The sequence below is a fragment of the Pseudoduganella sp. R-32 genome (genome assembly GCF_049913245.1).
In the GTDB taxonomy this organism is placed as follows: Bacteria; Pseudomonadota; Gammaproteobacteria; order Burkholderiales; family Burkholderiaceae_D; genus Rugamonas.
The window spans coordinates 6,237,494-6,264,488 of record NZ_CP183987.1; the positions used below are offsets into that span (position 1 = coordinate 6,237,494).

Genomic DNA, 26,995 nt, shown 5'->3' on the forward strand with positions numbered 1-26,995 from the left:
CAAAGAAAGTAACGTATAATTCCCGCCTTTACAAACCTGTCGTTCTGTCAACAATTCCGGATGGCAAGCGACCATCATCATGGAGCTCATATGGCTGCATTCCCTACCCGCACGCTGCTGATCGGCGCATGCCTCACCTCGGCCCTGTTTGGCTGCGCAACCGAAAGTTCGCGCAGCCTCGAAGTCGCAACCGTGGCAAGCGCCAGCCGCCCTTACGCCGGCCCGCGCAGCCTGATCGCAGTGGGTCGCTTCGACAACCGCTCCAGTTTCCAGCGCGGCATCTTTTCCGATGGCGTTGACCGCCTCGGCAGCCAGGCCAAGACTATCCTGATCTCCCACCTGCAGGAGACCAACCGCTTCAACGTGCTGGACCGCGATAACCTGGAGCAGTTGAAGCAGGAAGCAGACTTCAAACGGGAAGGCCAGTCCATCAAGGGCGCCGACTTCGTCGTGACCGGCGATGTGACGGAGTTCGGCCGCAAGGAAGTGGGCGACAAGCAGTTGTTCGGCCTGGCCGGGCGCGGCAAGACCCAGGTAGCGTACGCCAAGGTGACGCTGAATGTTGTCAACATCAAAACCTCCGAAGTCGTTTATACGGCGCGCGGCGCCGGCGAATTCAGCCTGTCGAACCGCGAAGTGCTCGGCTTTGGCGGCACCGCCAGCTATGACGCCACGCTGAACGGCAAGGTGCTCGACCTGGCCATGCGCGAGGCGGTGGAACGCTTGGTGGCCGGCGTCGAAAGCGGCGCACTGACGCTCGCCAAATAAGGACAGGCTGGGCATGAAACATATCTTCGTCAAAGCATCGATCATGATGCTCGCAGCCGGCGTGCTCGCCGGCTGCCGCACCAGTAATCCTGATCTTTACCAGTGGGGCTCGTACCAGCCGCAGGTGTACCAGCATTTGAAGGGTGAGAGCCCGAACGATCAAATCGCGGCGCTGGAGAAGGACTTGCAGCGCATGAATGCCGCCGGCAGGAAGGCGCCGCCGGGCTTCCACGCCCATCTTGGCATGCTGTATTCGATGGTCGGCCGAAGCGATCTGGTTGCGGCTGAATTCCAGGAGGAAAAAAGGCTGTTCCCGGAATCGACAACCTACATGGATCGCCTGCTTGGAACCATGAGCAAGGGTAGCAATTAAGATGTTGAAAAAAGTTTTCAAACTGGCCGCGGTATTTGCGCCGGCCGTCCTGATGGTCGGTTGTGCGACCCACACCGTGAAGCCTTACGACTACAAGGCATTCGAAGCGAGCAATCCGCGTTCGATCCTGGTGCTGCCGCCACTGAATAATTCGCCGGAAGTCGGGGCTACCGAGAGCGTGTATTCGAGCGTGAGCTACCCGTTGGCCGAAGCTGGCTATTACGTCTTGCCCGTTTCCCTGGTCAGCGAGACCTTCAGGCAAAACGGCTTGACCACCCCGGCTGACATCCACAACGTCGACACGGAAAAATTGCGGGAGATTTTCGGCGCCGATGCTGCCTTGTACATGACGGTGGAAAAATACGGCAGCACCTACAATGTTCTCAGCAGCGTTACCACGGTCTCTGCCAGTGCCAAACTGGTGGACTTGAAAACCAGGGCGCTGCTGTGGGACGGCAAGGCGACCGTCGTCGACGATGGCAACCGTGGCGGCAACAACGGGGGCGGCCTTGCCGGCTTATTGATCAAGGCCGTTGTCACGCAAATCATGAACTCCTCGACCAATCGCAGCCATGAGGTTGCCGCCCAGACCAATGCGCTCTTGCTGGCGGGAGGCAATTCGCAGGGCATTCTCTACGGCCCTCGCTCCCCGAAATACACGGGCCGCAATGGCGTCGCTCCGGGCGTCGAGGCAAATGCCGCGCGCGCCCAGCCGACCGCAGCGGCCCCGGCACCGGTTGCGCGGACGTCCCCCGCCCCAAGCGCCGATGCAGTTCAGCCAGTTGCCGCTGTGAAGCCCGTTGCAGCCATCAAGCCGGCAGCTGCCCCAGTCCAGCCAGTAGCGGCCACGGCGCCAGTTGTCGCGCAGCCTCAGCCGGCGGCGACAACGCCTGCGCCGGTGCCCGCGGTGCAGCGTAGTGCCGCGGAGCAGGGCTATGCGGATGCGCTGTCTCGCGCACAGTCCAGGTATCAGTCCCTCGATCCTGGCTCGCCATGGTATCGACAGGAGCTGTACGATTGGGTCATGGCGCGTAAAGATGAATTCGTCCGCGCTGGCAAGGCGCCTGAAGCCGCACTGAAGCTGGCACTGGCCTCCATGGAAGGCCGCTAATCGCGGCGCACGCAAGAAAAAATGCCGTTCAGCCTGCGCTGAACGGCATTTTTTTTGAACTACTTGCCTCCTCGGCCTGCCTTGATCAGGAAGTTCTGCATGGTCGATTCCGCCACCGAGGCCCACTGGTTCTGGTCGTTGCGGAAGCGCTTCCACGGTTCGTAGATCTTGGCGAACTTGGCGTTCTTCGAAGCTTCTTCCGCCATCAGCTCATTGGATGCCTTGTAGGCCGCTTCCATGATGTCGTTGGAGTAGTTGCGCAGCTTGACGCCGCTCTTCATCAGGCGGCCCAGCGCGGTCGGGTTCTTGAAGTCGTACTCGGCCTGCATCACCACGTGGGCCTCATAGGCGGAAGCTTCAATCGCGGCCTGGTACTCCTTCGGCAGCTTTTCCCATTCCTTGATGTTCACGTACAGGGTGAAGGAAGCGCCCGGCTCCCACCAGCCCGGGTAGTAGTAATACGGCGCCACCTTGTGGAAGCCCAGCTTTTCGTCGTCGTATGGACCGACCCATTCCGCCGCATCGATGGTGCCCTTTTCCAGCGCCGGGTAAATGTCGCCGCCGGCCAGCTGCTGCGGCACGGCGCCCAGGCGCTCCATCACCTTGCCGGCCAGGCCGGCGATGCGCATCTTGGTGCCCTTCAGGTCGGCCACGGATTTGACTTCCTTGCGGAACCAGCCGCCCATCTGGGTGCCCGAGTTACCGGCGATGAAGTTCATCACCCCGTAGTCCTTATAGAAGGCGCGCAGCAATTCCTTGCCGCCGCCCTGGTCGTACCAGGCGGTCTGCTGGCGCGAGGTCAGGCCGAACGGCACCGCGCAGTCGAAGGAGAACGTCGCGTCCTTGCCGTAGTAGTAGTACGAGGCGCTATGGCCGCATTCCACCGTGCCTGCCTGGACCGCGTCCAGCACCTGCAGGCCTGGCACCACTTCGCCGGCCGCAAACACGCGGATATTGAATTTGCCGCCGGTGAGCTGCGCCACGCGCTTGGTGAAGGTGTCGGCAGCGCCGTAAATGGTGTCGAGGGATTTGGGGAAGCTGGATGCCAGGCGCCAGGTGATGGCGGGCAGTTCGGCGGCGATAGCCGGTGCGGCGATAATTCCTGCGCCCGCACCTGCTGCGGCCTTCTTGATAAAGGAACGACGTTCCATACGTACTGTCTCCTTATGAGGGTTTTATCTCGGGACAGTGTATGGAAATATTTAGTTCCCGGCAACCACCATCTTTTCGATCAGGATCGAGCCTGTTTGCTTGGTGCCACGCACCAGGACATCGGTGCCGATGCCGACGATGTCCTGGAACATGTCCTTCATATTGCCGGCGATGGTGATCTCTTCCACCGGGTACTGGATCACGCCGTTCTCCACCCAGTAACCGGAAGCGCCGCGGCTGTAGTCGCCGGTCACATAGTTGGTGCCCTGCCCCATGAGCTCGGTGACCAGCAGGCCGGTGCCCATCTTGCGCAGCATGCCTTCGAAGTCGTCGTCCTTTTTCGTCTGCGAGGACGTGATGGACAGGTTGTGCGAGCCGCCGGCATTGCCGGTGGTTTTCATGCCCAGCTTGCGGGCCGAATAGGTCGACAGGAAATAGCCCTGCAGCACGCCGTTCTTTACCACGTCGCGCTTGTGGGTGCGCACGCCTTCCTCATCGAACGGCGCGGAACCGATGGCGCCCACCACGTGCGGGTCTTCCTTGACCTGGATGTGGGACGGGAAGATGTCCTTGCCCAGCGAGTCGACCAGGAAGGAGGACTTGCGATACAGGGCGCCGCCCGAAGTGGCCTGGACGAAGGCGCCCAGCAGGCCGGCGGCCAGCGGCGCCTCGAACAGCACCGGGCAGGTGCGGGTAGCCAGCTTGCGCGCATTCAGGCGCGCCAGCGAACGTTCTGCGGCATAGCGGCCGACGGCTTCGGCGCTGGCCATTTTCTTCGGATCGCGCACCGAGGTGTACCAGTCGTCGCGCTGCATCTTGGCGCCCTTGCCGGCGATCGGGGTCACCGACAGCGTGTGGCGCGAGTAAGGATAGCCGCCGATGAAGCCGCGCGAGTTGGCCGACACGAAGTGCGACTGCTGCACGTGCACGCCGGCGCCTTCGCTATTGGTCACGCGCGGATCGACCGCGAAGGCCGCCGCTTCGGCGCGCTGCGCCAGCTCCACAGCTTCTTCCGTGGAGATGGCCCATGGATAGAACAGCTTCAGGTCCTGCGGATTCTTCTCCAGCAGCTCTTCTTCCGCCAGGCCGGCGCAATCGTCTTCCGCCGTGAAGCGGGCGATGTTGTAGGCCGCTTCCACGGTCGCCTTCAGCGAAGCCGGGGAGAAATCGGAGGTGCTGGCATTGCCGCGTTTCTGGCCGATGAAGACCGTGACGCCGATGCCCTTGTCGCGATTCTGCTCGATGGTTTCGATCTTGCTCTTGCGGACCGAGACCGAAAGACCGCTGCCTTCGCTGATTTCGACGGCAGCATCGGTGCCGCCCTGCTCGCGCGCGTACTTCAACACGTCGCGGGCAAGCTGTTTCAACTGGTCCTGGGAATAGGAGAAGGCGGATTCGCTCATGGGGTCTTTTTGGGGGGCTGGGCGTTAAAACAGTTATCATAGCAGCCGTTTACCGTTTTTACAGGTAGGGTGTGACAGCCCCTGCCCCTCCTATCATGCCTAATCCAAACCGTGGCTCGTGCGGCTTCCAGTCCAGCGAGTTCGAACAAGAATACGAACGCCCATCCAAAACCGAAATGAAACGCCAGTCCGACGCCCTGCAAGACCTGGGCCGGGAACTGGTGGAGGCCCCGCGCGACCGCGTCAAGCGGGTGCCGATGCCGGAAGACGTGCGCGATGTCATTCTGGAATGCCAAAACATCAAGAATCACGAAGGCCGCCGCCGCCAGATGCAATTCATCGGCAAGAAGATGCGCACCCTGTCCGAAGAGGAAGTGGCGATCATCAAGCGCACCATCGAAGGCTGGAAAGGCGCCTCCAAGGCCGATACCGCCGCGCTGCACGCGCTGGAACGCCGCCGCGACAAGCTGCTGGCCGACGACAAGGCCCTGACCGTCCTGCTGGAAGAAGCGCCGCACCTGGACGTGCAGCACCTGCGCACCCTGATCCGCAACGCCCGCAAGGAACAGGCCGAGAACAAGCCTCCCAAGGCCTACCGTGAAATCTTCCAGATCCTGAAGGACCTGGACAAGAAGTCCGCCGCCTCCGAGCCATCGCCTGGTCCGGACGTTGACGTCGATGCGCCCGAAGGCGACGAAGATGAGTGACGAAACCCTGCTCGTTGGCCTGGTGTCGATCTCCGACCGCGCCAGCGGCGGCGTCTACCAGGACCAGGGCATCCCGGCGCTGGAAGATTGGCTGCGCAGCGCCATCGCCACGCCGCTGCGCTTCGAAACCCGCCTGATTCCCGATGAGCGTGCGCAGATCGAAGCCACCCTGGTGGAGCTGGTCGACCAGGTGCGCTGCCACCTGGTGCTGACCACCGGCGGCACCGGCCCCGCGCGCCGCGACGTGACGCCGGAAGCCACGCTGGCGATTGGCACCAAGGAAATGCCGGGCTTCGGTGAACAGATGCGCCAGGTCAGCCTGGCCTTCGTGCCGACCGCCATCCTGTCGCGCCAGGTTGCCGTGATCCGCGAAACCGCCGACCACGCTGCCCTGGTCATCAACCTGCCGGGCCAGCCGAAAGCCATCAAGGAAACGCTGGAAGGCCTGAAGGATGCCGACGGCAAGCAACTGGTAGGCGGCGTGTTCGCAGCCGTCCCTTACTGCATCGACCTGATCGGCGGCCCTTACGCTGAAACCAACGATGCTGTGTGCAAGGCATTCCGTCCCAAATCCGCCATTCGCAAGAAGGACAACGCATGACCCACCTGCTGGACTCCATCGTCATCGACACCAAGCCAAATCCTGAAGTCTCCGTGATCTGGATGCACGGCCTGGGCGACAGCGGCGAAGGCTGGGCGCCTATCGTCAATGAGCTGAACCTGGCCGGCCTGCCGGGCATCCGCTTCATCTTCCCGCATGCGAACACCATGCCGGTGACGATCAACGGCGGCTACGTCATGCGCTCGTGGTACGACATCGTGCATACCGACCTGGGTCGCCAGGAAGATGAAAAGGGCTTGCGCGAGTCGCAGATCCTGGTCGACGCGCTGATCGAACGCGAAATCGCACGCGGCGTTGCGGCCAACCGCATCGTGCTGGGCGGCTTCTCGCAAGGCTGCGCGATGACCTTGCAGGCAGGCCTGCGCTATCCGAAAAAGCTGGCGGGCCTGATGTGCCTCTCCGGCTACGTGCCGCTGGCCGACAAGGTGGCCGCCGAGCGCCACGCCGCCAACCAGGAGACGCCGGTCTTCATGGTGCACGGCCGCATGGACCCGGTGATCCCGATCGAGCGCGCAGTGGCATCGCGCGAGCTGCTGGTAAAGCTGGGCTACCAGGTCGAATGGCATGACTATCCGATGCAGCACTCGGCCTGCGCCGAAGAGCTGGTGCATGTCTCGGCATGGCTGAAGAAGGTGCTCGCCTAAAACTGCGCCGATCTCGCCGTTGCGGAACCCCGACGGCCCGCTGGTCGCCAAACCGCAAGCGTGAACGCACACGGCGTAGACCTGAACCGCAATTCTCCCGCCCTGCTGGCAGTACGAAGCGCCTCGCTACTGGGCCAAAGTCACTCGCAGCGACCCACGCCGCTTCTCCGGCAAGGCACCACTGTCGGAGCCGGAAAGCCGCTGGGTGCACGAGACCATCGAACGGTTTCCAGCCTGACCTGATCGTATCCTGCATGCGCCCTTCGTCGTGTTGGACTTCGACGGCGAGGCCGAACAGCGGCCAACACAAACAAAATGCCCGTGAACACGGTTAAATAGCCAGACGCCCAGGCCATGCCGATGGATGCGGAAATCCAGCGCATCTGGCTCGACATGATGGACTGGATCCGGCAGAACGTGAATTAGAGCCGGGCACTCAGTCCGCCTGCTCTGCCTTTTTCAGGTTGGCCTCGTAGCCGGCCAGCGCACCAGCATCCATCCCTTGCGATCGCCCAAGCGCCAATGCACGCTGGAACTGGGCCTTGGCCAGTTTCGTCTGCTTCATTTCGAGCAATGCTTCGCCATAGCTGTCATACGCGTTGGCCGACTCAGGGAAATTCTCGACGTTGAACTTCATCAGCATGGCCGCAAACTGAACCTTTTGCGGCTGTCCGAGCAGAGAGTAGGCCAGAGTGTTGATATCGGCTTCGCCAAGCTGGCTCGCTTTCAGCTGGGCGCCGACCAAGGACTCCGCTTCCCGCGCCCGTCGTGCCAGCACCAGTGGAGCTGCCTGGTCGACAGCCTTGAGCACACCTTCACGCGCCAACTGGCGGGCCTTGCGTTGTGCATGGGAGGTGGCACTAGCCATCACTTGCTCGACTGCACTGACCACCAGCTCCGGCTCGTCCAGCTGAATATAGTGGCCGCTGTTTGCCGTGACAATATGGCTGCCGTTGGAGAACTGCTTGAAAAACTCGTCGTGCAAGGTGCGCCAGGCTGACATGCCCGCTTGCGTATGCAGCACGAACTCGGGGTGTTCGTAAACCTTGGCGGAAGTCAGCACCACGGTTGGCACATCGGGCAATGGCGCGCCCTGCGGCAAGCTGCCCGCATCAAAAATTTGCTGAACCAGTCTGTATTCAGCCTTGTAAGGTGCGGGTATGAACGACTCGATTGCCTTCTGGTCTTGGGCAAACTTGGCCGGATCAATTTTCTTAAGTGCTGCGTCCAAGCCTTCAGCGCTGGCGTCGACAAATACCATACCCGCAACGTCGGCTGGGTGGTGCGCAGCAAACTGCCTCACCAGTAGCCCGCCATACGAATGGCCAACCAAGATGAAGGGCGGCTTGAGCTGGGCGGCCTTGATCATCTGCTCCAGTTCAGCGCCACTCTGCTCCAGTGTGCGCGGCTCCGGGCGAACATCCGACTTGCCGATGCCTGCGCGCGAATATGTGACGACCTTGGCCGACTTCGATAACGCCGGCGCAACCTTGCGCCAGACACTCAGGTCACCAGCAAATCCCGCTTCAAAAATAATCGTGTACGGCCCGCTGCCCGCGGTTTGTACATCCACGGAGTAAACACCAACACGCAGGCCCTCGGCCTGGCACACCGGGATAGTCATGCCCATCGCGAGCGACAAGAGGGAAACCTTCAGCAACTGCCTGGAGAGAAAATGCATAAACGACGCTGACCTTCTATTCGGGTTGAGGAATTTGCTTGCATATAATAAATTACAAAAAATGCAAACCACAACTCTATCTCACCCGCCGAACCTTGAGGGACCGAATCACCGCAGACTGGCTGGATCACCTGCCTGGCTTTGTTGGCTGTGAATTGAAGTCCGCCAAGAGCTCGTCAATCACTGGTGTGAGCTTCTCTTGCGTACGAGCCCATGTTCCTGAGCCAATTACCCTGGAATTTTAGTTGCGCACCAAGATCTAGACATTCATGTAATTAAAATTCGAGGAGATTGCGTGGATTTTTGTAGGAACAGGTCGGGCTCTCAGGGCGGAGTCACCTCGACCGCATCTAGCTAAGGTTGCGGCTCAACTTGTCGAGGCCCGCCGCCAGACGCTCCACGTCGCTGGCAGTGATCGCGCACGCTTCGGCGATCTGCTCGCTCACCTTCAACCCTGTAGCGCGCAGCTTGCGGCCTTTGTCGGTCAACGTCAGCACGAGGTTGCGTTCATCATTCGCATCGCGGCCGCGGGCAACGTAGCCTTCCGCCTCCAGGCGTTTGACCAGTGGCGTGATCGAGCCAGGGTCCTGCTGCAGGCGCTCGGCCAGCCCCTTGATGCCCAAGCCCTCCTGCTCCCACAGCACGACCATCACCAGGTATTGGGGATAGGTCAGGTTGAGCGGCGCGAGGATGGGCTTGTAAAGCTGGGTCATCTTCAGCGAAGTCGAATACAGCTTGAAGCAGAGGTGCTGGTCCAGCGTAGGAGGCATGCGGTTTTCCATGGCGCGTACTGTAGCACAGCCCCCTTGTCGGGATTAACGCTTGACCGCGGCCAGGATCACCTTGGCCACAGCTTCCGGTTGCGACGCCATCGGCACGTGGCTGCTTGGCAGCGTGGTGGTGGTCGCGTTGATCTTGGCAGCGAAGGACTTCTGCAGGCCCGGATCGATCATGCGGTCCTTGGAAGCGACGATGTAGTAGCTGGGCTTGGTCTTCCATGCAGCCACGTCCACCTTGTCGCCAAAGGCGCTGGCCTTGATCGGGCCCTGGGTCGCGGTCATCAGGCGATGCTCGGCAGGAGTCAGGTCCTGGGCGAAGTTGACTGCCATCGATTCGGCCGACAGGTAGATAAAGCCGTTGTTGTCGGGCTTCAGCGATGCGATGCCAGGTGGCAGCGGGAAATCCTTGCCCAGTTCACCCACCACTTCGCCCTCCGACGGCGCGAAAGCAGCCACGTAGACCAGGGATTTCACTTTGTCGCTGGCGCCGGCCTGGGTGATCACCGCGCCACCCCAGGAATGGCCCACCAGCACCACCTTGCCGCTCTGCACATCGATCACGCGCTGGGCAAAGGCCACGTCGTCCGCCAGCGAGGTCAGAGGGTTCTGCACCGACACCACTTTCACGCCCTGCTTCTGCAGGATCGGGATCACCTTGTTCCAGGCGGAGCCGTCGGCGAAGGCGCCGTGTACCAGCACGACGGTGGTGTCTTCGGCAGCGTGGGCAGGAACCAGGGCAGCGCCGGCAACCAGGGAAGCAGCAAACAGGGCGGATTTGATGGACGATTTCATGGCAAAACTCCTATTAAGTAGTGTATTAATGATTAGCGCGCTCAGCGCATGAGCAGAACTATAGCGCACAAATAATTAGTGCGCAAACTATTTTTACGGCACGGTCGTTCGCCTGCCAGGATTGCAGGCGTGGCCCACCACTCACGGTTCCCCGGAGCGCCGGTTCTTCCTGACGATCGCCACCAGGATCAAGCCGTACTCGACCAGGCGCAACAAATAGGATGGCGGCGCATCAGGGCCGTCGGCCGGCCAGGCTTGCAAAAGCCGATGCACGCCTTCGAGCACAAATGCGATTGCAAAGTAGATGAAGAGGCTGTCGCGCGATTGCCGCCAGTAGCGGACAAAAAACAGGGCGATCACCATCGCCGCCATGAAGATTGCCCCATTCAGCCAGGAGTTGATTTGCATCACTCGCCCTCCCATACCAGGCCATACAGCAGCGGAAGCAAAGCGACCAGGCCGGCCACCAGGCGTACTGTGGATAAATCGGTGTCCGGGAGGATCAGGCGGTCAATGATCAGGAGCACGTTGGAAAGAAACATACCGCCAAAACACAGGCCGCTCCAGAAAAGCAGGCGATGCCGTGTCGTCCGATAGCTCCGCAGCACGAGGATGGCGCATGCCAGGGCGGTCGCCGCACACATCAGGTATATGACACTTGCCATCTACTTACCCTTTCGCCAGACAAACGCATCGGCCAGCATCTGTGCTTTGCCGCCTGGTTTGGTATGAATGAGCGTACTGACTTCGATCAAATGGTGCGCGTACACTACCGCCAGCCTGGTCCACAGTTCGTCCAGGTCCGCGGAGGCCGGGCTATAGCGCAGGCCGCCGGCATCGCCGGCAATGATGCCATCGGCCTGCATCCTGGCCAACAGGCGCTGCGTGTCATCCTCGCTGAGGTAAAGGCGGCGCGCAAGGGCATCCGGCTGCCACGCATGCCTGCCTTCACGCATCAGCAGTACCGCTTCGATATAGGGTACGGACGGCACGCACTGCACCAGGTAACGCCGGATGTCATCCGGAATCGGTGGAGAAACCATGGTCAGGCGACCGCCCTTGATCGGAGAGAACAGGATGTTATGCGCATGGAATTTATATTGCACCATCCATATTTCGCTTGCAAGAATACAGCCCCAACCGTGCGCGACGCGCGGCGCCCGACAGTCAGTCACAACAGGCGGAACCAGAAAATCACACCAGCTTGTCGAGAGTAATCGGCAGGTCGCGCACGCGCTTGCCGGTGGCGTGGTAGACCGCGTTCGCCACTGCAGCGGCCACGCCGACGATCCCGATCTCGCCGATGCCGCGCGCGCCCAGTTCATTGAAGCGGGTGTCATTGCCCGGCAGCGCCACCACGTCGATGTCGCCCACATCGGCGTTCACCGGCACGTGGTAGTCGGCCAGGTTGGCATTGGCAGCACGGCCGTAGCGCCAGTCCATCTCGGTCTTTTCCATCAGGGCCATGCCCAGGCCCCACACGATGCCGCCGATGAACTGGCTGTGCGCGGTCTTCGCATTCAGCACAGTGCCCACGTCGTAGCAGGCCACGATGCGCGGCACGCGCACTGTGCCAAGGTCAGGATCCACCTGTACTTCAACAAACACCGCGCCGAAGGAATGCATGGAATATTGCTTCTTTTCCTCGCCCGGCATGGCTTCCGCGTCGCCGGTAACGGCTTGCCCGCCGTTGCGCGCGATCACTGCCGCCATCGGTTCGCCGCGCTCCGGCGTGGCGCGCAGCCGCAGCCAGCCGTCTGCAGTCTCCACTTCGGCCGCATTGAAGCCATGCAGCGGCGATGCCTTGTCGGCCACCGCCATCGTCACCAGCTTGTCGCGTGCGGCCGTGCAGGCGCGGTGCACGGCCGGACCTATGCTGGCCGCCGTCATCGAGCCGCCCGATACCGGCGCCTCCGGCATCTCGGTGTCGCCCAGCTCGAAGCGCACTTTTTCCAGCGGCAGGCCAAGCGCATCTGCCGCCACCTGGGTCATGATGGTGTAGGTGCCGGTACCGATATCCTGTGAGCCGCAGCGCACCAGCGCCGTACCGTCGGGCGCAATGCTGGCCCAGGCCTTGGCCGGCATGCGGTTGGCCGGATAGGTGGCCGTGGCCATGCCCCAGCCGACCAGCGTGCGGCCGGCTTTCATCGAACGCGGCGAGGAGGTTCGCCTGGCCCAGCCGAAACGTTCCGCTGCCACCTTGTAGCACTCGCGCAGCTGCTTGGCCGAGAAGGGAATGTTCTTCTCCGGATCTTGCTCGGCGTAGTTCTGCAGCCGCAGCGCGACCGGGTCCATGTTGAGCGCATAGGCCATTTCGTCGATGGCGCATTCAAGGGCAAAGCTGCCCGTCGCCTCGCCTGGCGCGCGCATATAGGTCGGCACGCCAACGTTCAGCGTCGCCAGTTGCTGCGTGGTTTGCAGGCTGTCGCTGGCGTACAGGATGCGGGTTGGCGAGCTGCATGGCTCCGTAAAGTCGTCCTGCACGGACGTGTGCGAGATCGTGTCGTGCATGACCGCGAGCAGGCGGCCATCGGGGCCGGCGCCAATGCGCAAGCGCTGTTCCGTCATCGGCCGCGCCCCGACCGGTGCGAACATCTGTATCCGCTCCAGCGCAAGCTTGACAGGGCGTCCCACCATGCGCGCGGCCATCGCGGCCAGCACCACGTGCGACCACATATTGCCTTTGCAGCCAAAGCCGCCGCCAACGTAGGGCGACACCACCCTCACCTTTTCCGGCGGGATGCCGAGCGCACGGGCGCAATTCTTTTTCACGCCCGAAACGTACTGCGTGGCGTCGTACAGCGTGAGGTGGTCTCCCTCCCAGGCAGCGATGGTGGCATGCGGTTCCATCGGGTTGTGGTTCTCGACCGGCGTCGTGTACAGCACGTCGATGCGCTGGGCGGCTTGCGCCAGGCTGGCCTGCACATTGCCCCGCTGCGTCTGCATCGGCCGGTCCGGCTGCTCCTTGGGCTTGCGCAGCTTGCGCTTGGCGGCCTGGAAGTCCAGCAGCGCCGGCTGAGGCGCATAGCGCACCTTGATCGCGCGTGCCGCATCCTGCGCCTGCTCCAGCGTTTCCGCTACCACCACCGCAATCGGCTGGCCGTTGTACCTGATCTCGTCGTCCTGCAGGAGGTTCAGCTTGGGCGGCGGTGGTTTCTGCTCCTCGCCGCCCGGCTTTTCGCGCGGCAGGCGCGGTGCATTCTTGTGCGACATGACGGCCAGCACGCCGCGCATGCCGCTTGCCCGTGCCGTATCGATCGCATTGACGCGGCCCTTGGCGATGGTGCTGAGCACCAGCACGGCGTGCGCCACGCGCGGCAGGGCATGCTCGGCAGAAAAGGGGGCGGCACCCGTGACTTTCAGGCACCCGTCGGTGCGCGGGATGGCTTGTCCGACCTGTTTCATACGCCCTCCCCTGCGATGCGTAGCGCGCGCACGATGGCGCGCTGCGCGAGGTCAACCTTGAAGCGGTTGCCTTCCAGCGGTTGCGCCCCTTCGAGCAGGCGCTGGGCGGCGGCGCGGCACTGCGCCTCGTCGAGCGGGCGGTCCCGCAACAGGGCTTCCGCTTCAGGGCGGCGCCATGGCTTGTGTGCCACGCCGCCCAGTGCAATGCGCGCTTCACGCACCGTGCCGCCCTCCATCGCCAGCGCGACCGCCACCGACACCAGCGCAAAGGCATAACTGGCCCGGTCGCGCAGCTTGAGATAGTGGCTGTGGCGCGCCATGCGCGATGGCGGCAGGTCGATGGCGACGATCAACTCGCCGGGCTGCAATACCGTGTCCCGCTGCGGCGCATCGCCCGGCAAGCGGTGGAAGTCGCCCAGCGCGACTTCGCGATCGCCTTGCGGGCCGCGCAACAATACCACGGCATCCAGCGCCGCCAGCGCGACGCTCATGTCGGAAGGATTGACTGCCACGCAGGATGGGCTGGCGCCCAGGATCGCGTGCATGCGCTGGTAGCCTTCGCGGGCATCGCAGCCCGAGCCGGGCTGGCGTTTATTGCAATGGCTAAAGGCCGTATCGGTAAAGTATGGGCAGCGGGTGCGCTGCATCAGGTTGCCGCCCATGGTTGCCATGTTGCGCAACTGCGCCGAGGCGCCGGACAGCATGGCTTGCGCCAGCAAAGGATAGCGCTCGCGCACCACGGCATGGCGTGCCGCATCGGCATTGCGGACACTGGCGCCGATGCGCAGGCCGCCGCCGGGCAATTCTTCGATCCGGTCCAGGCCCGCGCGGCTGATGTCGACCAGCCGCAGCGGGTGCTCGACGTCGCCCTTCATCAGGTCCAGCAGGTTGGTTCCGCCGGCGATGAAGCGCGCACCGTCCTGCTGCGCCAGGCGCAAGGCGTCCGCCGCATCGCGGGCACGTTCATAGTAGATGGATTGCATGGCGCGCTCGCTCAGCTGCGCCGCAGCGCCACCTCGCGGATGGCGGCGACGATATTGGGATAGGCGCCGCAGCGGCAGATATTGCCGCTCATGCGCTCGCGGATTTCATCATCGGTGAAACCTGCCCCGTCGGCGCGCACCTCCTCCAGCAAGGCCGTGGCGGAGCAAATCTGGCCCGGCGTGCAGTAGCCGCACTGGAAGGCGTCGTGCTCGAGGAACGCTTGCTGCAGCGGCGACAGCGCGTCGCCCTGCGCCAGCCCTTCGATCGTGGTGATGCGCTGACCTTCATGCATGACGGCCAGCGTCAGGCAGGCGTTAATGCGGCGGCCGTCGACCAGGACCGTGCAGGCGCCGCATTGGCCGCGGTCGCAGCCCTTCTTGGTGCCGGCCAGGCCGATATGCTCGCGCAACGCATCGAGCAGCGTCACGCGCGGCTCAAGCGAAAGGCTGTAATCTCGGCCATTGATGTTCAGGTGGACCGGCCGCGGTGGCGCAGCGGGTGCCGCCGCGGCGGTGGGCGGCGCTGCGCTCGTCGCGGCCGGCACTTGTGTGGCGCCGACGACGGCCAGCGCGGATTGCAGGAAACTTCGGCGGTCAGGCATCGTTCGCTCCCCGGAAAAAGCAGCGCTATCGATGGTGCCGCGCCAGGCGCCGGGTTTCCGTTAGCCCGCGCACACAAAGGCTATATTGCGAGGGGAGTTGCGGTCGACGGCGGCGCTGCCGAGCGCGCGCCATTCATCACCATGGCCAGCAAGGTATAGTAGCCGTTGATACCCATCAGGTCCGTCACGCCCTTTTCGCCGAATTGCAGCATGGCCGCCGCCCAGGTGGCGTCGCTGACTTGCCTGGTGCTGTGAAGTTCGTTGCAGAAATCATAGACCGCCTGCTCGTCCGGCTGCAAGCCGGCCGGCGCCTGGCGTGCTGCGATGGCGTTGATCACGGCTTGCGGAATCCCTGCCTGCGCGGCAATCGGCGCGTGGATCGCCCATTCCACCTGCTGGTCCCACTGGCGCGAAGTGACCAGGATGGCCAGCTCGGTCAGGCGGGTGCCGATCGCGCTGCGGTAGCGCAGGTACTCGCCGAGCCGCTGGGTGCAAGCCATCAGTTCGGGACTGTGCAGCAGCGGCACGAAGGGGCCGTACAACGCGCCGCGCGGGCCATCGATGACTGCCTGCGCGGCGGCGCGCTGCTCGGCTGTCATTTCCGATGGGGGAATAGGTCCTAGTCGTTCACTCATAGCCACAAATGGTCGCACAGGACAGGAGAAAAATCAAAACACGGCCGCGGCACGCGCGCTAATGTCCTTGGACGACCAATCCTGCGAGGAGCCGCCATGACCCACCTGATCCACCGCGACCTGCGCCGCACGCCGCCCGTAGCCGTCTGCGCTTTCGGAATGCAAGTGCGCGACAGCGAGGGCAAGACCTATCTCGATGCCAGCGGCGGCGCCGCTGTCTCCTCGCTGGGGCATAGCCATCCGGACGTGCTGGCGGCCATGCAGTCGCAGCTCAAGGTGGCAGCCTATGCGCATACCTCTTTCTTCACTACCGAGGTGGCGGAAGAACTGGGCGAGCGGCTGGCGCAGGATGCGCCCGGCGACTTGAATTATGCCTATCTGGTATCGGGCGGATCGGAAGCCATCGAGACAGCGCTGAAACTGGCGCGCCAGTATTTCGTCGAGCATGGCCAAACGGAGCGGCGCGTGTTCATCGCCCGCCGCCAGAGCTATCACGGCAACACGCTGGGCGCGCTGGCCCTGGGCGGCAACGAGTATCGCCGGCGCCATTTCGAGCCGATGCTGATGGACGTGGCGCGCGTATCGCCCTGCTTTGAATACCGCGAGCGCCGCGCCGGGCAGGATGTGCACGAGTACACGGCCAACCTGCTGCAGGAGCTGGAGGCCAAGATTCTCGACCTGGGGCCGCAACACGTAATCGGCTTCTGCGCGGAGACGGTGGTGGGCGCAACCAGCGGCGCGGTGCCGCCGACGCCGGGCTATTTCAAGGGCGTGCGCGCGCTGTGCGACAAGTATGGCATCCTGATGATCGCCGATGAAGTCATGTGCGGCATGGGACGCACCGGGACCTTGTATGCCATCGAGCAGGAAGGCGTGGTGCCCGATATCGTGGCGCTGGGCAAGGGGCTGGGCGCGGGCTACCAGCCGATCGGTGCGGTGGTTGCGCGTGACCATATCGTGCAGCGCCTTCGCTCAGGCAGCGGCGTGTTCCAGCATGGGCATACTTATGTGGGACATCCGGTGGCGGCAGCGGCGGCGCTGGCGGTGCAGAAGGTGATCCGGCGCGATTCGCTGCTGGGGGCGGTGACTGTGCGCGGAGCGTCGTTCAAGCGCATGCTGCGCGATGCGTTCTCGTTGCATCCGAACGTGGGGGACATCAGGGGGCGCGGCATGCTGCTGGCCCTGGAGCTGGTGCAGGATCGGGAGGGCAAGCGGCCGTTCGATCCGGACTTGCGGCTGCATGCCGCGGTGAAGGATGCCTGCATGGAGTGCGGGTTGATGGTGTATCCGATGGGGGGCACCATCGACGGCCGGCGGGGGGATCATGTGCTGCTGGCGCCGCCGTTCATTGCGACAGAGGCGGATTTGCAGCAGATTGTGGCGCGCTTGAGCGATGGGCTGGAGCGGGCCTTGCTTCGCGTGCGGCCGGCTTAAAACCCGCAAGACGGTGCCTGACCCGCAGGGTCAGACACCGATTCGCGGCCGTCGCAGGCCAAGTCTTTAGAACTCCTGGTAACCGATGACGTCCTGCTGCTGCTCGCCAAGGCCTGCAATTCCAAGGCGCACGAAGTCGCCCTTCTTCAGGAAGCGCTTGCGCGCCAGCCCAACGCCGGGCGGGGTGCCGGTCGCGATGATGTCGCCCGGCTCCAGCGTCATGAAGCGCGAGATATAGGCCACCAGCTGCGGCACCTTGAAAATCATGGTCTCCGTGCAGCCGGTCTGCATGCGCTTGTCGTTCACCTCGAGATAGAGGTCCAGCTTGTCCAGGTCCCACACCTCATCGCGCGTCACCAGCCACGGGCCGACCGGGCCGAAGGTATCGCAGCCTTTGCCCTTGTCCCAGGTGCCGCCGCTCTCGAGCTGGAACTCGCGCTCGGACACGTCATTCACCACGCAATAGCCGGCGATATGCTTCTCGGCGTCTTCCTCGCTGACATTGCGCGCACGGGTGCCGATCACCACGCCCAGTTCCACTTCCCAGTCGGTCTTCTTCGAACCTTTCGGCAGCATGATCGGATCGTCCGGGCCGGACAGGCAGGTAATCGCCTTCATGAAAATAATCGGTTCGCTCGGAATCGGCAGGCCGGCTTCCTTCGCGTGGTCGGCGTAGTTCAAGCCAACGCCGATGAACTTGCCCACTTTGGCAACGGGCACGCCAAAGCGCGGATTGCCGCGCACCACCGGCAGCGTTTCGGGATCGATCCTGGCCAGCTTGCGCAGTACCTTGTCGGACAGGTTGGCGCCGGCGAAATCGCTGATCTCGCCGGACAGGTCTCGCAGTTTGCCGAATTCATCGATCAGGCCAGGTTTTTCTTTGCCTATACGGCCGTAACGAACCAGTTTCATAAATCTTCCTTCGTGTTGAAGGCGACATTCTACCGGAAGCGTCGGAGCAGGTAGCGGCACAGGCCCGGCAACTGGATCAGCACCAGCAAAGCGAAAGCGCATTGATAGGCCAGGGCCGGGTAATTCCCCAGCGGCGATGGCCGCCACAAGCCGATCACCTGGCCGAAGCCGGCCTGCACGATGAAGGCGCCGATGAAGATCAGCAGGTTGAGGCAGGTCGAGGCGCGCCCCGTCAATGCTGGCGGCATCGCTTGCGCCACGATGGAATATTCCATTCCGGTGACGCAGCCGACCAGCATGAACAACACCGGCAGCACCTGCTGCGCCGGGCGCCAGCCTGATGCGAAAGCACATTGCAACAGCACGAAGACCAGTATTCCCGCAGCCGCAATATCGAGCGTGCGCCAGCCTCGCTTTGCCGCCCATTCGGTCAGCATGCCGACCGCGATCGAGCCGAAGATCACCGCCGCCATCCCAAGGTAGAGCAGCCAGGCGATAGCTTGCTCGCCGTAGCGGGGCACATCGGCCAGCCAGCGCGCTATCCACAATCCCTGCACGCCAAAGAAGACCGTGTGCGGCAGCAGCACCAGCATCGCGGTCTCGCGGAATACCGGGTGGGTGAAGGTTTCCACCAGTGCGCTGCGGGTGAACGGGCGCGGTGGCGCGGCCGGCGGGGTCGGAGCGAGAAACAGGATCAACAAAGCGACCGCGATGCAGGCACCGGCCAGCGCGATCATCAGCCATTGCCAGCTCATATGGTGCAAGGCCAAGCGCACGGGCAAAGTGGCCGTTGCCGCGCCCAGGCCGCCGGCAGCGATCAGGTAGCCTTGCACAGAAGGCAGCTTGTGCGCCGGCAGCCAGGTGTTAAGCGCCTTGATGGCCGACATGAAACAGGCCGCCAGTCCAAACCCCATGAGCGCGCGTGCAATCGCAAGGCCGGCGAAATCCCTGCCGCCCGCAAAAGCCAGCGTGCCGATGGCTGCGATCAGCAGCAGCACGAACTGCACGCGGCGCGGCCCGTAGCGGTCCAGCGCAATGCCGATCGGAAGCTGGGCGAACGCGAAGGCGAGGAAGTAGGTACTGGTCAACATGCCAAGCTGCGACGGCGTCAGGTTTGCCTGCGCCACGAGCTGCGGCGCCAGCATGGCGTTCACGCTGCGCAGCAGCCAGGAGATATAGTGTCCCAGCGCGAAGGGAATGAACACCAGGAACAGCGTGGCGGGACCGGACAAGGTGCCCGGCACCCGCTCGCGCCCGCACCACCAGCGCGCAGGCGCTCTCGCCCATCGCCTGCGCCAATCACCGGGAAGCGGCGCTGCCGCTTGCGCATCGCGAGTGGCGGCGGGCGCGCGCATCGCATGCTCCTATGCGACCAGCGGAATCACCCGGCGCGGCAGCACCGGCACCGTTGCCACACCCGGTACATGCCCGGCTCCCTGCTCGCCCTCCTCGAAGAAGAACTTGTCGCGTCCGAACGCCGGCCGGAGCTGGTCGAACCAGGTCGCGGTCGGGTCGTACTTGGCGTAGAAGGGCTTGCGTACCCAGTCCGCATTGCGCGCCTGCAGGAACTGCAGGGCAAACACCTTCTCGCCGCCGACCTGGGCCACGCCGTCGATCACCACCTTGCCGGGAAATGCACTCATGGAGGGGCCGCGCACCGTGCGCGCCAGTCCGGACACCATCTGGTAAGCCTGCTGGAACACCTCGTGCGCACGCGCCAGCGGCAACTGGAAATACTCGCGCGGCCCCGTATCGCGCTCGACGAACATGTAATACGGGATCGCTCCCAGCCTCACGCCGGTGCGCCACAGCTCCGCCCAACTGGCCGGGTCTTCGTTGATATGCCTGATCAAGGGCCCTTGCATGCGCAAGGTGGCGCCGGTGCCGACAATCCTCTTGACCGCCTGCTGCGCTACTTCCTGCCGCAACTCCACCGCGTGGTTGTAGTGCCCCATGATCGCCATGTTCTTGCCCGCTGCGACAACGCGCTCGAACAGGCGCAGCAGGTCGTCGGCATCGCGGTCGCTGACATAGCGCTGCGGCCAGTACGACACGGACTTGGTGCCGACGCGGATGTTCTGGATATGCTCCAGGCCGGGCGCGAGCAGGGGGGCGATGATCTCCTCCATCGAGCGCGTGTTCATGATCATCGGATCGCCGCCCGTGATCAGCACGTCCGTCACGTCCTTGTGCATCTTCAGGTACTCCACCAGCTGCGTGGTTTCGCGCGCGTCGAACTTCATGTCGTCCATGCCGACGAACTGCGGCCAGCGGAAGCAGAAAGTGCAGTAGGCGTGGCAGGTCTGGCCCGCGCTGGGGAAGAACAGCACCGTCTCCTTGTACTTGTGCTGCAGGCCGCGCAAGGGGGCATCGTTCACGCGCGGCACGTTGTGCGTCATCTGCCCTGCCGGGTGCGGGTTCATGCGCAGGCGGATCTGCCGCACCAGCTGTTGCGCGGCTGCGTCATCCTGCCTGACCAGGACCAGGTCGCGCAGCTGCCAGTATTCGTGCGCGGGCAGCATGTCGCGGTGCGGGAACACCAGGCGGTAGATCGGATCGTCCGGGATATTGTCCCAGTCGATCAACTGGTCCAGCACGTACTGGTTGGTGCGAAACGGCAGCACATGCGAGATGACCTGCACCGCTTCCTGCTGCTCGGGCGTCAGCAGTTCCCACTGCGGCGCCTGGCGGATGGTTTGGCGGGTGTATGGCTTGAACTTGGGCAGGGCATCGGCGGTCATGGCGTACTCCTGGGTGGGTGGGCTAGGACTTCATGATGGTCCGATTAAGAAACGGCCTATTGCCGTAGCTCAATGCCCAGCCGGAAAAATCCTACGAGCTTGCGTTTGCGCAATTGCCGACCAGGTGTGCAGACGTACAGTTGGGCTTCCATCCCAGCCAAGGAGACCGGCATGAAACACATCCTGCTAGCACCACTGCTCTTCCTCGCCATGGCGGCGCCCCAAGCCAGCGAGCCGACCGAAAAGGACGCCATCGCCATGGTGGAAAAAGGCGCGGCCTTCATCAAGCAGCATGGCAAGGACAAGTTCATCGAGAAGATCTCCGCCAAGGATCCTGAATTCATCCAGGGCGCGCTGTACGTCGATATCCGCGACCTGCAGTCGGGCATCGTGCTGGCGCACCCGGTCAATCCCACCATCGTCGGCAAGGACCTGACCGACGTGCCCGATGCCAGCGGCAAGAAGTACCGGCGCGAGATCATCGAACTGGCTGCCCGCAAGGGCAAGGGCTGGGTCGACTACATGTACAAAAACCCCACCACCGGCAAGATCGAGCCGAAGACCACCTACATCCAGCGCGTCGGCGATGCGGTGCTGGAAGCAGGCATTTACAAAAAGTAGGAGGCGGCCATGCTGAACCGACTGCGGATTGGACCCAAGCTGTTGTTGGCGCCGGGCGTGGTACTGGCGCTGCTGCTGGCGACAGCGGCATGCGCCTGGTTCGGCATGGTAAGGCAGAACGCATCGATGGAAAACCTGGTGCAGCTGCGCGCGGCGCGGCTGCAGGCGGTGGCCGACGTGGCGGGCGAGGCGCGCATGGCGCATGCCAATATCTACCAGCTCCTGGCCTGGATCAACGGCAGCTTTGCGCAGGCGCGGCTGGACGCACTGACGGCGCAGCTGCGCAACCGGCATGCTGCAGTCGGCACGCGGCTGGAGCAGCTGGGGCGCGAGGCGGCGCCCGACGAGCGCGGCTTGCTGGCAGGCTCGCAGCAGGCACTGGCGAGCTATCGCAAGGCGGTGCAGGAGACCATCGAACTGGCGCAGGTGGACCAGTCGATCGCGACCAATGCCATGGCCAAGGCGGAGCGCCAGTTTGCGGCGCTGGACCTGCATCTGTCGCAACTGGCTGCGCTGGAAAAAGCCCTCAGCGAGGCTGCCTATGCCGGCGCGCGCCAGGAGTTCCGCCTGCTGGGCATGGCGATGGCCGGCTTGCTGCTGCTGTCGGTGGCGCTATCGCTGGCGGTGTCGATGCTGGTGCGGCGCGCGCTGTTGCGGGACATCCATTCCATCGGCGATGGCGTGCGCAGCCTGGCGTCGGGCCGGCTGGTCGCGCGCCCGCCGGCGCGCGGTCGCGATGAAATTGCCGACACGGCGCGGGCGCTGGACGGAAGCGTGGCGCAACTGAACGGCACCATCCGCGCCATCCGCGGCGCGGTGCAGCAGATCGACCTGGCGTCGCGCGAGATCGCGACCGGGAATATGGACCTGTCGGCACGCACCGAGCTGCAGGCCAGCTCACTGGAGGAGACGGCCAGCGCCGTCGACAGCCTGGCGGCGGCGGTGCGCAGCAATGCCGACCATGCGCGCGAGGCTTGCCAGGTGGCCGCCAATGCCAACGAACTGGCGGCGCGCGGCGGCGCGGCAGTGTCGGATGCTGTGCAGACCATGGAGGCGATTCGCTCCTCTTCCCGCAAGATTGTCGAGATCATCGGCGTGATCGACGGCATTGCATTCCAGACCAATATCCTGGCCCTGAACGCTGCGGTGGAGGCGGCGCGGGCTGGCGAGCAGGGACGCGGGTTTGCGGTCGTTGCGGCGGAGGTGCGCACGCTGGCGCAGCGCAGCGCCACGGCCGCGCACGAGATCAAGGCGCTGATCAACGCTTCGGTGGCGACCATCGACCGCGGCGCGGAATCGGTGGGCGTTGCCGGGGGCAGCATGGGGGATATCGTGGCCTCGGTACGGCAGGTCGGCAGCATTATCCAGCGCATCAGCGATGCCAGCGCCGAGCAGGCGCGCGGGATCACCGAGGTCAACCAGGCGGTCGGCCAGATTGATGACGTCACCCAGCAGAACGCGGCCCTGGTCGAACAGGCGGCTGCCGCGGCGGCCAGCCTGCAGGAGCAGGCGGCCGGGCTGGCGCAGGCGGTCGCCGTGTTTGAACTGGGCGACGAGATGGCGCCCGGCTGGCGCGAAGCGCACGGCAGCGAAGGCGCCGCAGCGGGCAGTGGCGGCGGTGCAGGTGGGGCGGAGGCGATCGGCTTGGACGACTGGCGCGACGTAGCGCATGGCGGCGAGCGCCGCGCGGCAGGCAGCCCGATGCGCGCGCGGCAGGGCTTAGCGGAATGGGCGGCTGACAAACGGCGAACCAGCCAAGCCGAAACGCCAGGGAACATCCACCGCCTTTGAAATGCCGATGCGCGGCCCGACCACGACCTGCACCCGCCCCTTGCGCGGCAGCAGTTCGAACGGCGCCGCGCCAAGCGACATGGCATTCAGCTCGCGCGTCACGCCCATCGCCTGCGCCAGCCGGCCCGGCCCGGAGCACAGCAGCCGCACGTCGTCCATGCCGCGCCGTGCCTGCATCTGCTGGATGCCTTGCAGCGGCTCGATGGCCCGGATCAGCACCCCGGCCCCGTGCCCCTCTTCCCGGCACACAAAATTCATGCACCAGTGGATGCCATGCGAGAGGTAGACATAAGCATGGGCAGGCGGACCGAACATGGCGAAATTGCGCGCCGTCTCGCCGACAAAGGCGTGCGAAGCCGGGTCTTCCCGGTCATACGCCTCCACCTCGACAATACGTCCCCCAACGCCATTGACGAGCACCGTCACGCCGATCAGGCGGCGCGCCACTTGCTGTGCGGGAGCGCTGAAATCAATACCAGCCAAAATGTGAGAAGACATGCTATCGATTGTAGCAATCCTGTTATTTATGCATGAAAAAAAACTCATTCGTGCCCCGGGTTGCAGGCAAAAAACAGGCGATAATGACGGGGCCCGCCAGCAGAACAACATTCGAAGCAAAATGACAACAGCAGCAGCCCGGCTCCCGGCCCACAATACGACCGCAGAAGACGCGCTGTTGCGCTCCATCCGCATCCCGCCGCGTCCCAGCCTGCTGGTCGACCTGCAGCGCGAACTGGCGCAGGACGACCCGTCGCCGCGCGCCATCGCCCGCATCATCGGCAACGACGTCGGCATGTCGGGCGCCCTGCTGAAACTGGCCAACTCGCCGTTCTATGGCGCCACGCGCAAGGCCAAGTCGGTCGAGCAAGCCATCAACTTCCTCGGCATCAACCAGTGCGCTGCCATGTTGACCGGCATCCTGGCGCGCGAAGCGGTCGGCGCCAACAACCCGGCCCTGAACCAGTTCTGGGAAGTGTCGTCCTGCCGCGCCCAGGCCCTGGTCTTCATTTCCCGCAAGCTGCGCCTGGCGCCGCCCGATATCGCCCATACCTTCGGCCTGTTCTGCGACATCGGCATCCCGATCCTGATGGCGCGCTTTGAAGACTACGGGCAGACGCTGGACATCTGCAACGGCGCCGCCAGCCGCAAGTTCACCGAGATCGAAGATGCCCGCCACACGACCAACCACGCCGCCATCGGCTGCCTGCTGGCGCGCAACTGGGGCCTGTCGCCGGACGTGTCCTGGGCCATCCTGCACCACCACGACTACGAAGTGCTGTGCGACGACGCCACCGACGACGCGATCCGCTCCCTGGTCGCCGGCGCGGTGCTGGCCGAACGCGCCATCCAGCGCTATCACGGCAACAGCGCGTCGCTGGAATGGGAAAAAGGCGGCGAGGCCGCCTGCCGCCACCTCGGCATGAACGAGGACGAAACAGCCGACCTGCTGGACGAATTGCACGAAACCTTCCACATTGAACACTGAGCCGCATGCAAAAGACAAAGAACAAGCGCCCAGCACCACGCAAGCCCAATACACCTCCAGCCGACAAAGATGAAACCCTGAGCCAGGAACTGTTCAGCCTCGCGCTGGCACAGGAAGATGACCTGCGCCACGCCGTGCGGCGCTACCTGCGCCAGGGCAAGGACGCCATCCTGTATGGTGCCATCGAACTGGCGCGTGGCGAGGATGTCGCTGCCTATCGCACGCTGAAGGAGGCGATCGAAGAAGACGCCGGCACCGTCCTGCTGCGCAAGGGCGATGGTCCGGAAATGGAAATCAACGCCTTTGCCATCCCCGTCTTCGTGCACAGCCAGGGTGGCTTGCGCGAAGCGGAAGGCTTCCTGGACGAAGCGGCGTATGCTGCCCTGCTGGACAGCTTTACCGGCGCCGGCCTGGAAAGCCCGAAAGCCAGGGTGGTGCTGGTGCAGCACGCCTACGACCTGGCCGAAATGGAACGCATCAGCGCCAGCCAGCTGAACGCCATGGTGCACGAAGCGGCAGCGGCCATGATGGACAAGAAAGTCGCCGAAGCCCCGGCCCTGCTGCGCAGCATCGCCGGCTGGCAGCCGGCCGCGTTCGGCGCCGACGACGAAGCTGTCGAGCTGCGCTTCCTGCTCGGCTTCGCCCTGAAGCGTGCCGACGACCCGTTCTACGCCATGCCGGCAGCCGGCAAAAAGCAGGACGCCTGGTTCGAAGCGCGCATGCAGCGCTACCAGGACTGGACCGTTTCCGCCGCGCCGCTGGTGCAGCGCTGCCTGGCCGGCGCCGGACGCGCCGGCGAACTGCGCCTGAACTTCCTCTACCAGGACCTGTTCCATGGCGCCCTGCAGCAAGGCAAATCCGAACACTGGATGCTGGCCATGATGGCCGAATTCGGCGCCGCGCTGGACGGCCAGGGCCCGGCCCGCGCCATCATCACGCTGGTGGAGACCGAGGACGATGCGGCCCTCGGCGTGCAACTGATCGGCGCGGCCGGCGAGCTGGCGCACGCAGACCGCCGCCTGGACGTGGGCGACGAGGTGGAAGCGGAGATCGACGACCTGCGCGACGCCCTGGCGACCCTCGGGATCGACGACATTACCGTCGAATTGACAGCCCCCTGAGACGCGCACATACTTGTTTCATAGAGGTGAGGAGACGCCACCATGAAACTACTGTCAACATTGATTTTCGCTGCATTGCTGGCCGGCTGCGCAAGCGGTCCGCCGGCAGTTTCAACGCCTGAACGCGCGCTCTTCACCGACGCAGCCTTCCGCAAGCCGGCCGACATGATCACGCCGGAGCAAGTCTTTGAACTGTCGCCGGAAATGAAGGCCTATGCGAATAGGCTGCGTTCATCGCTAAGCGGCAAGTCGAAGCACCAGGCTCTGTATGAAGCGCTGTACCAGCGCGACCAGCTTCGCCTCGAATACGACTCCGAAACAACGCGCACGGCCGCCGAGGCCTTTGCAGCGCGCGCCGGCAATTGCATGTCGCTGGTGATCATGACGGCCGCCTTCGCCCAGGAACTGGGGCTGGAGGTGCAATTCCAGCGCATCACCAGTGAAGACACCTGGAGCCGTTCCGGTTCGCTGTACTTCAGCAGCGGCCACGTCAACCTGGTATTGAGCAAGCCAAATCCGGTATCGGAGCGTACCTACGATACCATGCGCTCGATTGTCATCGACTTCCTGCCGCCGCCGGATGCCGAGCTGATGCCGACCGAAATCATTTCGCAGCGCACCGTGGTGGCCATGTACATGAACAACCGCGCCGCCGAGACGCTGGTACAGGGCAAGCTGGACGAGGCTTACTGGTGGGCCCGCGCCGCCATCGAATACGAGCCCAACTTCCTGATGGGGTACAACACCCTGTCCACCGTCTACCAGCGCCACGGCGACATGCAGATGGCCGAAACGACGCTGCGCTTCGCCCACCAGCATGATCCTCTGAATACGGTGATCCTGTTCAACCTGTCCGAAGTCGCCAATGCGCTGGGCAAGAAGGACGAAGCGGCCAAATACAAGGCCGAGCTGGCACGGCTGGAACCCTACCCGCCCTTCTACTTCTTCCACATCGGACAGAAAGCAATGGCCGAAGGGGACTACCAGAAAGCGCGCTCGATGTTCGTGCGCGAAGTACAGCGTGCTCCGTATTACCACGAGTTCCACTTCTGGCTGGCCAAGGCATCTTTCGCACTGGGCAACCTGAAGGAAGCCGACAAGCATATGTCGCTGGCAGTAATGAACAGCACCACGCGCGGCGACACCGCCATCTACGCCGGCAAACTGGCCGCCCTGCGCCTGTACGAATCGCGAGCCCGTCTTCGACCGGGAGAAATCTAAGTAACCCCGGT

27 protein-coding genes and 1 pseudogene are annotated in these 26,995 nt (G+C 63.8%); 12 read left to right on the plus strand and 16 right to left on the minus strand.

What is annotated here, in order from left to right:
- The first annotated feature begins 90 nt into the window (after positions 1-90).
- The 3 genes and pseudogenes from ACN9MU_RS28565 to ACN9MU_RS28575 all read left to right on the plus strand — a co-directional run.
- Entirely contained in the window at positions 91-768 is a 678-nt protein-coding gene (locus ACN9MU_RS28565; RefSeq protein WP_426319330.1) for a CsgG/HfaB family protein, read from the plus strand.
- A gap of 13 nt (positions 769-781) precedes the next feature.
- Positions 782-1,141: a DUF4810 domain-containing protein gene (locus tag ACN9MU_RS28570; RefSeq protein WP_426165084.1), complete on the plus strand. Its 360-nt coding sequence runs from the start codon at positions 782-784 to the stop codon at positions 1,139-1,141.
- A gap of 1 nt (position 1,142) precedes the next feature.
- Positions 1,143-1,799 (plus strand): annotated as a pseudogene (locus ACN9MU_RS28575) (DUF799 domain-containing protein); the annotation flags it as partial.
- Positions 1,800-2,311: 512 nt separating this feature from the next.
- Here the strand turns inward: ACN9MU_RS28575 and ACN9MU_RS28580 are convergent.
- The gene (locus ACN9MU_RS28580; RefSeq protein ID WP_426165086.1) at positions 2,312-3,403 is read right to left on the minus strand and encodes a TRAP transporter substrate-binding protein; all 1,092 of its coding nucleotides are present in this window, start codon (positions 3,401-3,403) and stop codon (positions 2,312-2,314) included.
- Between the two features lie 51 nt (positions 3,404-3,454).
- The gene (gene pmbA, locus ACN9MU_RS28585) at positions 3,455-4,807 is read right to left on the minus strand and encodes a metalloprotease PmbA (RefSeq protein WP_426165088.1); all 1,353 of its coding nucleotides are present in this window, start codon (positions 4,805-4,807) and stop codon (positions 3,455-3,457) included.
- 95 nt (positions 4,808-4,902) lie between these two features.
- On the opposite strand from pmbA, the gene yjgA reads away from it, so the two are divergent.
- The 3 genes from yjgA to ACN9MU_RS28600 are packed head-to-tail and all read left to right on the plus strand — an operon-like array spanning position 4,903 to position 6,780.
- Entirely contained in the window at positions 4,903-5,514 is a 612-nt protein-coding gene (yjgA, locus tag ACN9MU_RS28590; protein ID WP_426165090.1) for a ribosome biogenesis factor YjgA, read from the plus strand.
- Positions 5,507-6,115, plus strand: coding sequence for a molybdopterin adenylyltransferase (mog, locus tag ACN9MU_RS28595; protein WP_426165092.1), 609 nt, complete (start codon positions 5,507-5,509; stop codon positions 6,113-6,115). The genes yjgA and mog overlap by 8 nt, the downstream gene beginning before the upstream one ends.
- Entirely contained in the window at positions 6,112-6,780 is a 669-nt protein-coding gene (locus ACN9MU_RS28600; protein ID WP_426319331.1) for an alpha/beta hydrolase, read from the plus strand. The genes mog and ACN9MU_RS28600 overlap by 4 nt, the downstream gene beginning before the upstream one ends.
- A gap of 436 nt (positions 6,781-7,216) precedes the next feature.
- Here ACN9MU_RS28600 and ACN9MU_RS28605 read toward each other — a convergent pair whose 3' ends face one another.
- From ACN9MU_RS28605 to ACN9MU_RS28650, 10 genes are all read right to left on the minus strand, one after another.
- Complete coding sequence (locus tag ACN9MU_RS28605; RefSeq protein WP_426319332.1) at positions 7,217-8,461, minus strand: alpha/beta fold hydrolase; 1,245 nt, start codon at positions 8,459-8,461, stop codon at positions 7,217-7,219.
- A gap of 350 nt (positions 8,462-8,811) precedes the next feature.
- A complete protein-coding gene (locus ACN9MU_RS28610; protein ID WP_426343797.1) occupies positions 8,812-9,231 on the minus strand; it encodes a MarR family winged helix-turn-helix transcriptional regulator in 420 nt (139 codons plus the stop codon).
- Positions 9,232-9,276: 45 nt separating this feature from the next.
- On the minus strand, positions 9,277-10,032 hold the full coding sequence (locus ACN9MU_RS28615; RefSeq protein ID WP_426343798.1) for an alpha/beta fold hydrolase: 756 nt from the start codon (positions 10,030-10,032) through the stop codon (positions 9,277-9,279).
- 141 nt (positions 10,033-10,173) lie between these two features.
- Positions 10,174-10,440, minus strand: a complete 267-nt coding sequence (locus tag ACN9MU_RS28620; RefSeq protein ID WP_426319335.1) for a DUF5985 family protein — start codon at positions 10,438-10,440, stop codon at positions 10,174-10,176.
- On the minus strand, positions 10,440-10,697 hold the full coding sequence (locus ACN9MU_RS28625; RefSeq protein ID WP_426165118.1) for a DUF5985 family protein: 258 nt from the start codon (positions 10,695-10,697) through the stop codon (positions 10,440-10,442). The genes ACN9MU_RS28620 and ACN9MU_RS28625 overlap by 1 nt, the downstream gene beginning before the upstream one ends.
- The gene (locus ACN9MU_RS28630) at positions 10,698-11,141 is read right to left on the minus strand and encodes a hypothetical protein (RefSeq protein ID WP_426319336.1); all 444 of its coding nucleotides are present in this window, start codon (positions 11,139-11,141) and stop codon (positions 10,698-10,700) included. It lies immediately after the preceding gene.
- 85 nt (positions 11,142-11,226) lie between these two features.
- Positions 11,227-13,437, minus strand: a complete 2,211-nt coding sequence (locus tag ACN9MU_RS28635) for a xanthine dehydrogenase family protein molybdopterin-binding subunit (RefSeq protein WP_426343799.1) — start codon at positions 13,435-13,437, stop codon at positions 11,227-11,229.
- Positions 13,434-14,420, minus strand: coding sequence for an FAD binding domain-containing protein (locus ACN9MU_RS28640; RefSeq protein WP_426343800.1), 987 nt, complete (start codon positions 14,418-14,420; stop codon positions 13,434-13,436). Before ACN9MU_RS28640 ends, ACN9MU_RS28635 begins: the two co-directional genes overlap by 4 nt.
- An 11-nt stretch (positions 14,421-14,431) precedes the next feature.
- The gene (locus ACN9MU_RS28645; RefSeq protein WP_426343801.1) at positions 14,432-15,022 is read right to left on the minus strand and encodes a (2Fe-2S)-binding protein; all 591 of its coding nucleotides are present in this window, start codon (positions 15,020-15,022) and stop codon (positions 14,432-14,434) included.
- Between the two features lie 80 nt (positions 15,023-15,102).
- Complete coding sequence (locus tag ACN9MU_RS28650) at positions 15,103-15,657, minus strand: carboxymuconolactone decarboxylase family protein (protein ID WP_426343802.1); 555 nt, start codon at positions 15,655-15,657, stop codon at positions 15,103-15,105.
- Positions 15,658-15,753: 96 nt separating this feature from the next.
- Between ACN9MU_RS28650 and ACN9MU_RS28655 the strand changes: the two genes are divergently transcribed.
- Entirely contained in the window at positions 15,754-17,091 is a 1,338-nt protein-coding gene (locus ACN9MU_RS28655; RefSeq protein ID WP_426319340.1) for an aspartate aminotransferase family protein, read from the plus strand.
- Between the two features lie 66 nt (positions 17,092-17,157).
- Here the strand turns inward: ACN9MU_RS28655 and ACN9MU_RS28660 are convergent, their stop codons facing one another.
- Genes ACN9MU_RS28660 through ACN9MU_RS28670 form a run of 3 tightly spaced genes read right to left on the minus strand, consistent with a single transcriptional unit; the run spans position 17,158 to position 20,744 of the window.
- Complete coding sequence (locus ACN9MU_RS28660) at positions 17,158-18,003, minus strand: fumarylacetoacetate hydrolase family protein (RefSeq protein WP_426319341.1); 846 nt, start codon at positions 18,001-18,003, stop codon at positions 17,158-17,160.
- Between the two features lie 29 nt (positions 18,004-18,032).
- On the minus strand, positions 18,033-19,358 hold the full coding sequence (locus ACN9MU_RS28665; protein WP_426319342.1) for an MFS transporter: 1,326 nt from the start codon (positions 19,356-19,358) through the stop codon (positions 18,033-18,035).
- A gap of 9 nt (positions 19,359-19,367) precedes the next feature.
- The gene (locus ACN9MU_RS28670) at positions 19,368-20,744 is read right to left on the minus strand and encodes a KamA family radical SAM protein (protein WP_426343803.1); all 1,377 of its coding nucleotides are present in this window, start codon (positions 20,742-20,744) and stop codon (positions 19,368-19,370) included.
- A gap of 171 nt (positions 20,745-20,915) precedes the next feature.
- Here ACN9MU_RS28670 and ACN9MU_RS28675 point away from each other — a divergent pair, with 171 nt between their 5' ends.
- Both ACN9MU_RS28675 and ACN9MU_RS28680 read left to right on the plus strand, forming a co-directional pair.
- Positions 20,916-21,365, plus strand: coding sequence for a cache domain-containing protein (locus ACN9MU_RS28675; RefSeq protein WP_426319344.1), 450 nt, complete (start codon positions 20,916-20,918; stop codon positions 21,363-21,365).
- Positions 21,366-21,374: 9 nt separating this feature from the next.
- Positions 21,375-23,156, plus strand: a complete 1,782-nt coding sequence (locus ACN9MU_RS28680) for a methyl-accepting chemotaxis protein (RefSeq protein WP_426343804.1) — start codon at positions 21,375-21,377, stop codon at positions 23,154-23,156.
- Here the strand turns inward: ACN9MU_RS28680 and ACN9MU_RS28685 are convergent.
- Positions 23,085-23,654, minus strand: a complete 570-nt coding sequence (locus tag ACN9MU_RS28685) for a DNA-3-methyladenine glycosylase (protein WP_426343805.1) — start codon at positions 23,652-23,654, stop codon at positions 23,085-23,087. The two genes, ACN9MU_RS28680 and ACN9MU_RS28685, sit on opposite strands and share 72 nt — an antisense overlap.
- Positions 23,655-23,775: 121 nt before the next feature.
- Here ACN9MU_RS28685 and ACN9MU_RS28690 point away from each other — a divergent pair, with 121 nt between their 5' ends.
- The 3 genes from ACN9MU_RS28690 to ACN9MU_RS28700 are packed head-to-tail and all read left to right on the plus strand — an operon-like array spanning position 23,776 to position 26,984.
- The gene (locus ACN9MU_RS28690) at positions 23,776-24,642 is read left to right on the plus strand and encodes an HDOD domain-containing protein (RefSeq protein ID WP_426165144.1); all 867 of its coding nucleotides are present in this window, start codon (positions 23,776-23,778) and stop codon (positions 24,640-24,642) included.
- Between the two features lie 5 nt (positions 24,643-24,647).
- Positions 24,648-25,763, plus strand: coding sequence for a hypothetical protein (locus ACN9MU_RS28695; protein WP_426165146.1), 1,116 nt, complete (start codon positions 24,648-24,650; stop codon positions 25,761-25,763).
- Positions 25,764-25,805: 42 nt separating this feature from the next.
- On the plus strand, positions 25,806-26,984 hold the full coding sequence (locus ACN9MU_RS28700; protein WP_426343806.1) for a tetratricopeptide repeat protein: 1,179 nt from the start codon (positions 25,806-25,808) through the stop codon (positions 26,982-26,984).
- Positions 26,985-26,995 lie beyond the last annotated feature (11 nt).

Excerpts from the sequence above, each read along its gene's own strand:
- yjgA (WP_426165090.1), top strand. The coding sequence starts at position 4,903 with ATGCCTAATCCAAACCGTGGCTCGTGCGGCTTCCAGTCCAGCGAGTTC.
- ACN9MU_RS28670 (WP_426343803.1), bottom strand. The coding sequence starts at position 20,744 with ATGACCGCCGATGCCCTGCCCAAGTTCAAGCCATACACCCGCCAAACC.
- ACN9MU_RS28600 (WP_426319331.1), top strand. The coding sequence starts at position 6,112 with ATGACCCACCTGCTGGACTCCATCGTCATCGACACCAAGCCAAATCCT.
- ACN9MU_RS28675 (WP_426319344.1), top strand. The coding sequence starts at position 20,916 with ATGAAACACATCCTGCTAGCACCACTGCTCTTCCTCGCCATGGCGGCG.
- ACN9MU_RS28665 (WP_426319342.1), bottom strand. The coding sequence starts at position 19,358 with ATGCGCGCGCCCGCCGCCACTCGCGATGCGCAAGCGGCAGCGCCGCTT.
- ACN9MU_RS28695 (WP_426165146.1), top strand. The coding sequence starts at position 24,648 with ATGCAAAAGACAAAGAACAAGCGCCCAGCACCACGCAAGCCCAATACA.
- ACN9MU_RS28565 (WP_426319330.1), top strand. The coding sequence starts at position 91 with ATGGCTGCATTCCCTACCCGCACGCTGCTGATCGGCGCATGCCTCACC.
- ACN9MU_RS28580 (WP_426165086.1), bottom strand. The coding sequence starts at position 3,403 with ATGGAACGTCGTTCCTTTATCAAGAAGGCCGCAGCAGGTGCGGGCGCA.
- ACN9MU_RS28570 (WP_426165084.1), top strand. The coding sequence starts at position 782 with ATGAAACATATCTTCGTCAAAGCATCGATCATGATGCTCGCAGCCGGC.
- pmbA (WP_426165088.1), bottom strand. The coding sequence starts at position 4,807 with ATGAGCGAATCCGCCTTCTCCTATTCCCAGGACCAGTTGAAACAGCTT.
- ACN9MU_RS28630 (WP_426319336.1), bottom strand. The coding sequence starts at position 11,141 with ATGGTGCAATATAAATTCCATGCGCATAACATCCTGTTCTCTCCGATC.
- ACN9MU_RS28690 (WP_426165144.1), top strand. The coding sequence starts at position 23,776 with ATGACAACAGCAGCAGCCCGGCTCCCGGCCCACAATACGACCGCAGAA.
- ACN9MU_RS28640 (WP_426343800.1), bottom strand. The coding sequence starts at position 14,420 with ATGCAATCCATCTACTATGAACGTGCCCGCGATGCGGCGGACGCCTTG.
- ACN9MU_RS28645 (WP_426343801.1), bottom strand. The coding sequence starts at position 15,022 with ATGCCTGACCGCCGAAGTTTCCTGCAATCCGCGCTGGCCGTCGTCGGC.
- ACN9MU_RS28625 (WP_426165118.1), bottom strand. The coding sequence starts at position 10,697 with ATGGCAAGTGTCATATACCTGATGTGTGCGGCGACCGCCCTGGCATGC.
- ACN9MU_RS28650 (WP_426343802.1), bottom strand. The coding sequence starts at position 15,657 with ATGAGTGAACGACTAGGACCTATTCCCCCATCGGAAATGACAGCCGAG.
- ACN9MU_RS28620 (WP_426319335.1), bottom strand. The coding sequence starts at position 10,440 with ATGCAAATCAACTCCTGGCTGAATGGGGCAATCTTCATGGCGGCGATG.
- ACN9MU_RS28680 (WP_426343804.1), top strand. The coding sequence starts at position 21,375 with ATGCTGAACCGACTGCGGATTGGACCCAAGCTGTTGTTGGCGCCGGGC.
- ACN9MU_RS28610 (WP_426343797.1), bottom strand. The coding sequence starts at position 9,231 with ATGCCTCCTACGCTGGACCAGCACCTCTGCTTCAAGCTGTATTCGACT.
- ACN9MU_RS28635 (WP_426343799.1), bottom strand. The coding sequence starts at position 13,437 with ATGAAACAGGTCGGACAAGCCATCCCGCGCACCGACGGGTGCCTGAAA.
- mog (WP_426165092.1), top strand. The coding sequence starts at position 5,507 with ATGAGTGACGAAACCCTGCTCGTTGGCCTGGTGTCGATCTCCGACCGC.
- ACN9MU_RS28655 (WP_426319340.1), top strand. The coding sequence starts at position 15,754 with ATGACCCACCTGATCCACCGCGACCTGCGCCGCACGCCGCCCGTAGCC.
- ACN9MU_RS28685 (WP_426343805.1), bottom strand. The coding sequence starts at position 23,654 with ATGTCTTCTCACATTTTGGCTGGTATTGATTTCAGCGCTCCCGCACAG.
- ACN9MU_RS28605 (WP_426319332.1), bottom strand. The coding sequence starts at position 8,461 with ATGCATTTTCTCTCCAGGCAGTTGCTGAAGGTTTCCCTCTTGTCGCTC.
- ACN9MU_RS28615 (WP_426343798.1), bottom strand. The coding sequence starts at position 10,032 with ATGAAATCGTCCATCAAATCCGCCCTGTTTGCTGCTTCCCTGGTTGCC.
- ACN9MU_RS28660 (WP_426319341.1), bottom strand. The coding sequence starts at position 18,003 with ATGAAACTGGTTCGTTACGGCCGTATAGGCAAAGAAAAACCTGGCCTG.
- ACN9MU_RS28700 (WP_426343806.1), top strand. The coding sequence starts at position 25,806 with ATGAAACTACTGTCAACATTGATTTTCGCTGCATTGCTGGCCGGCTGC.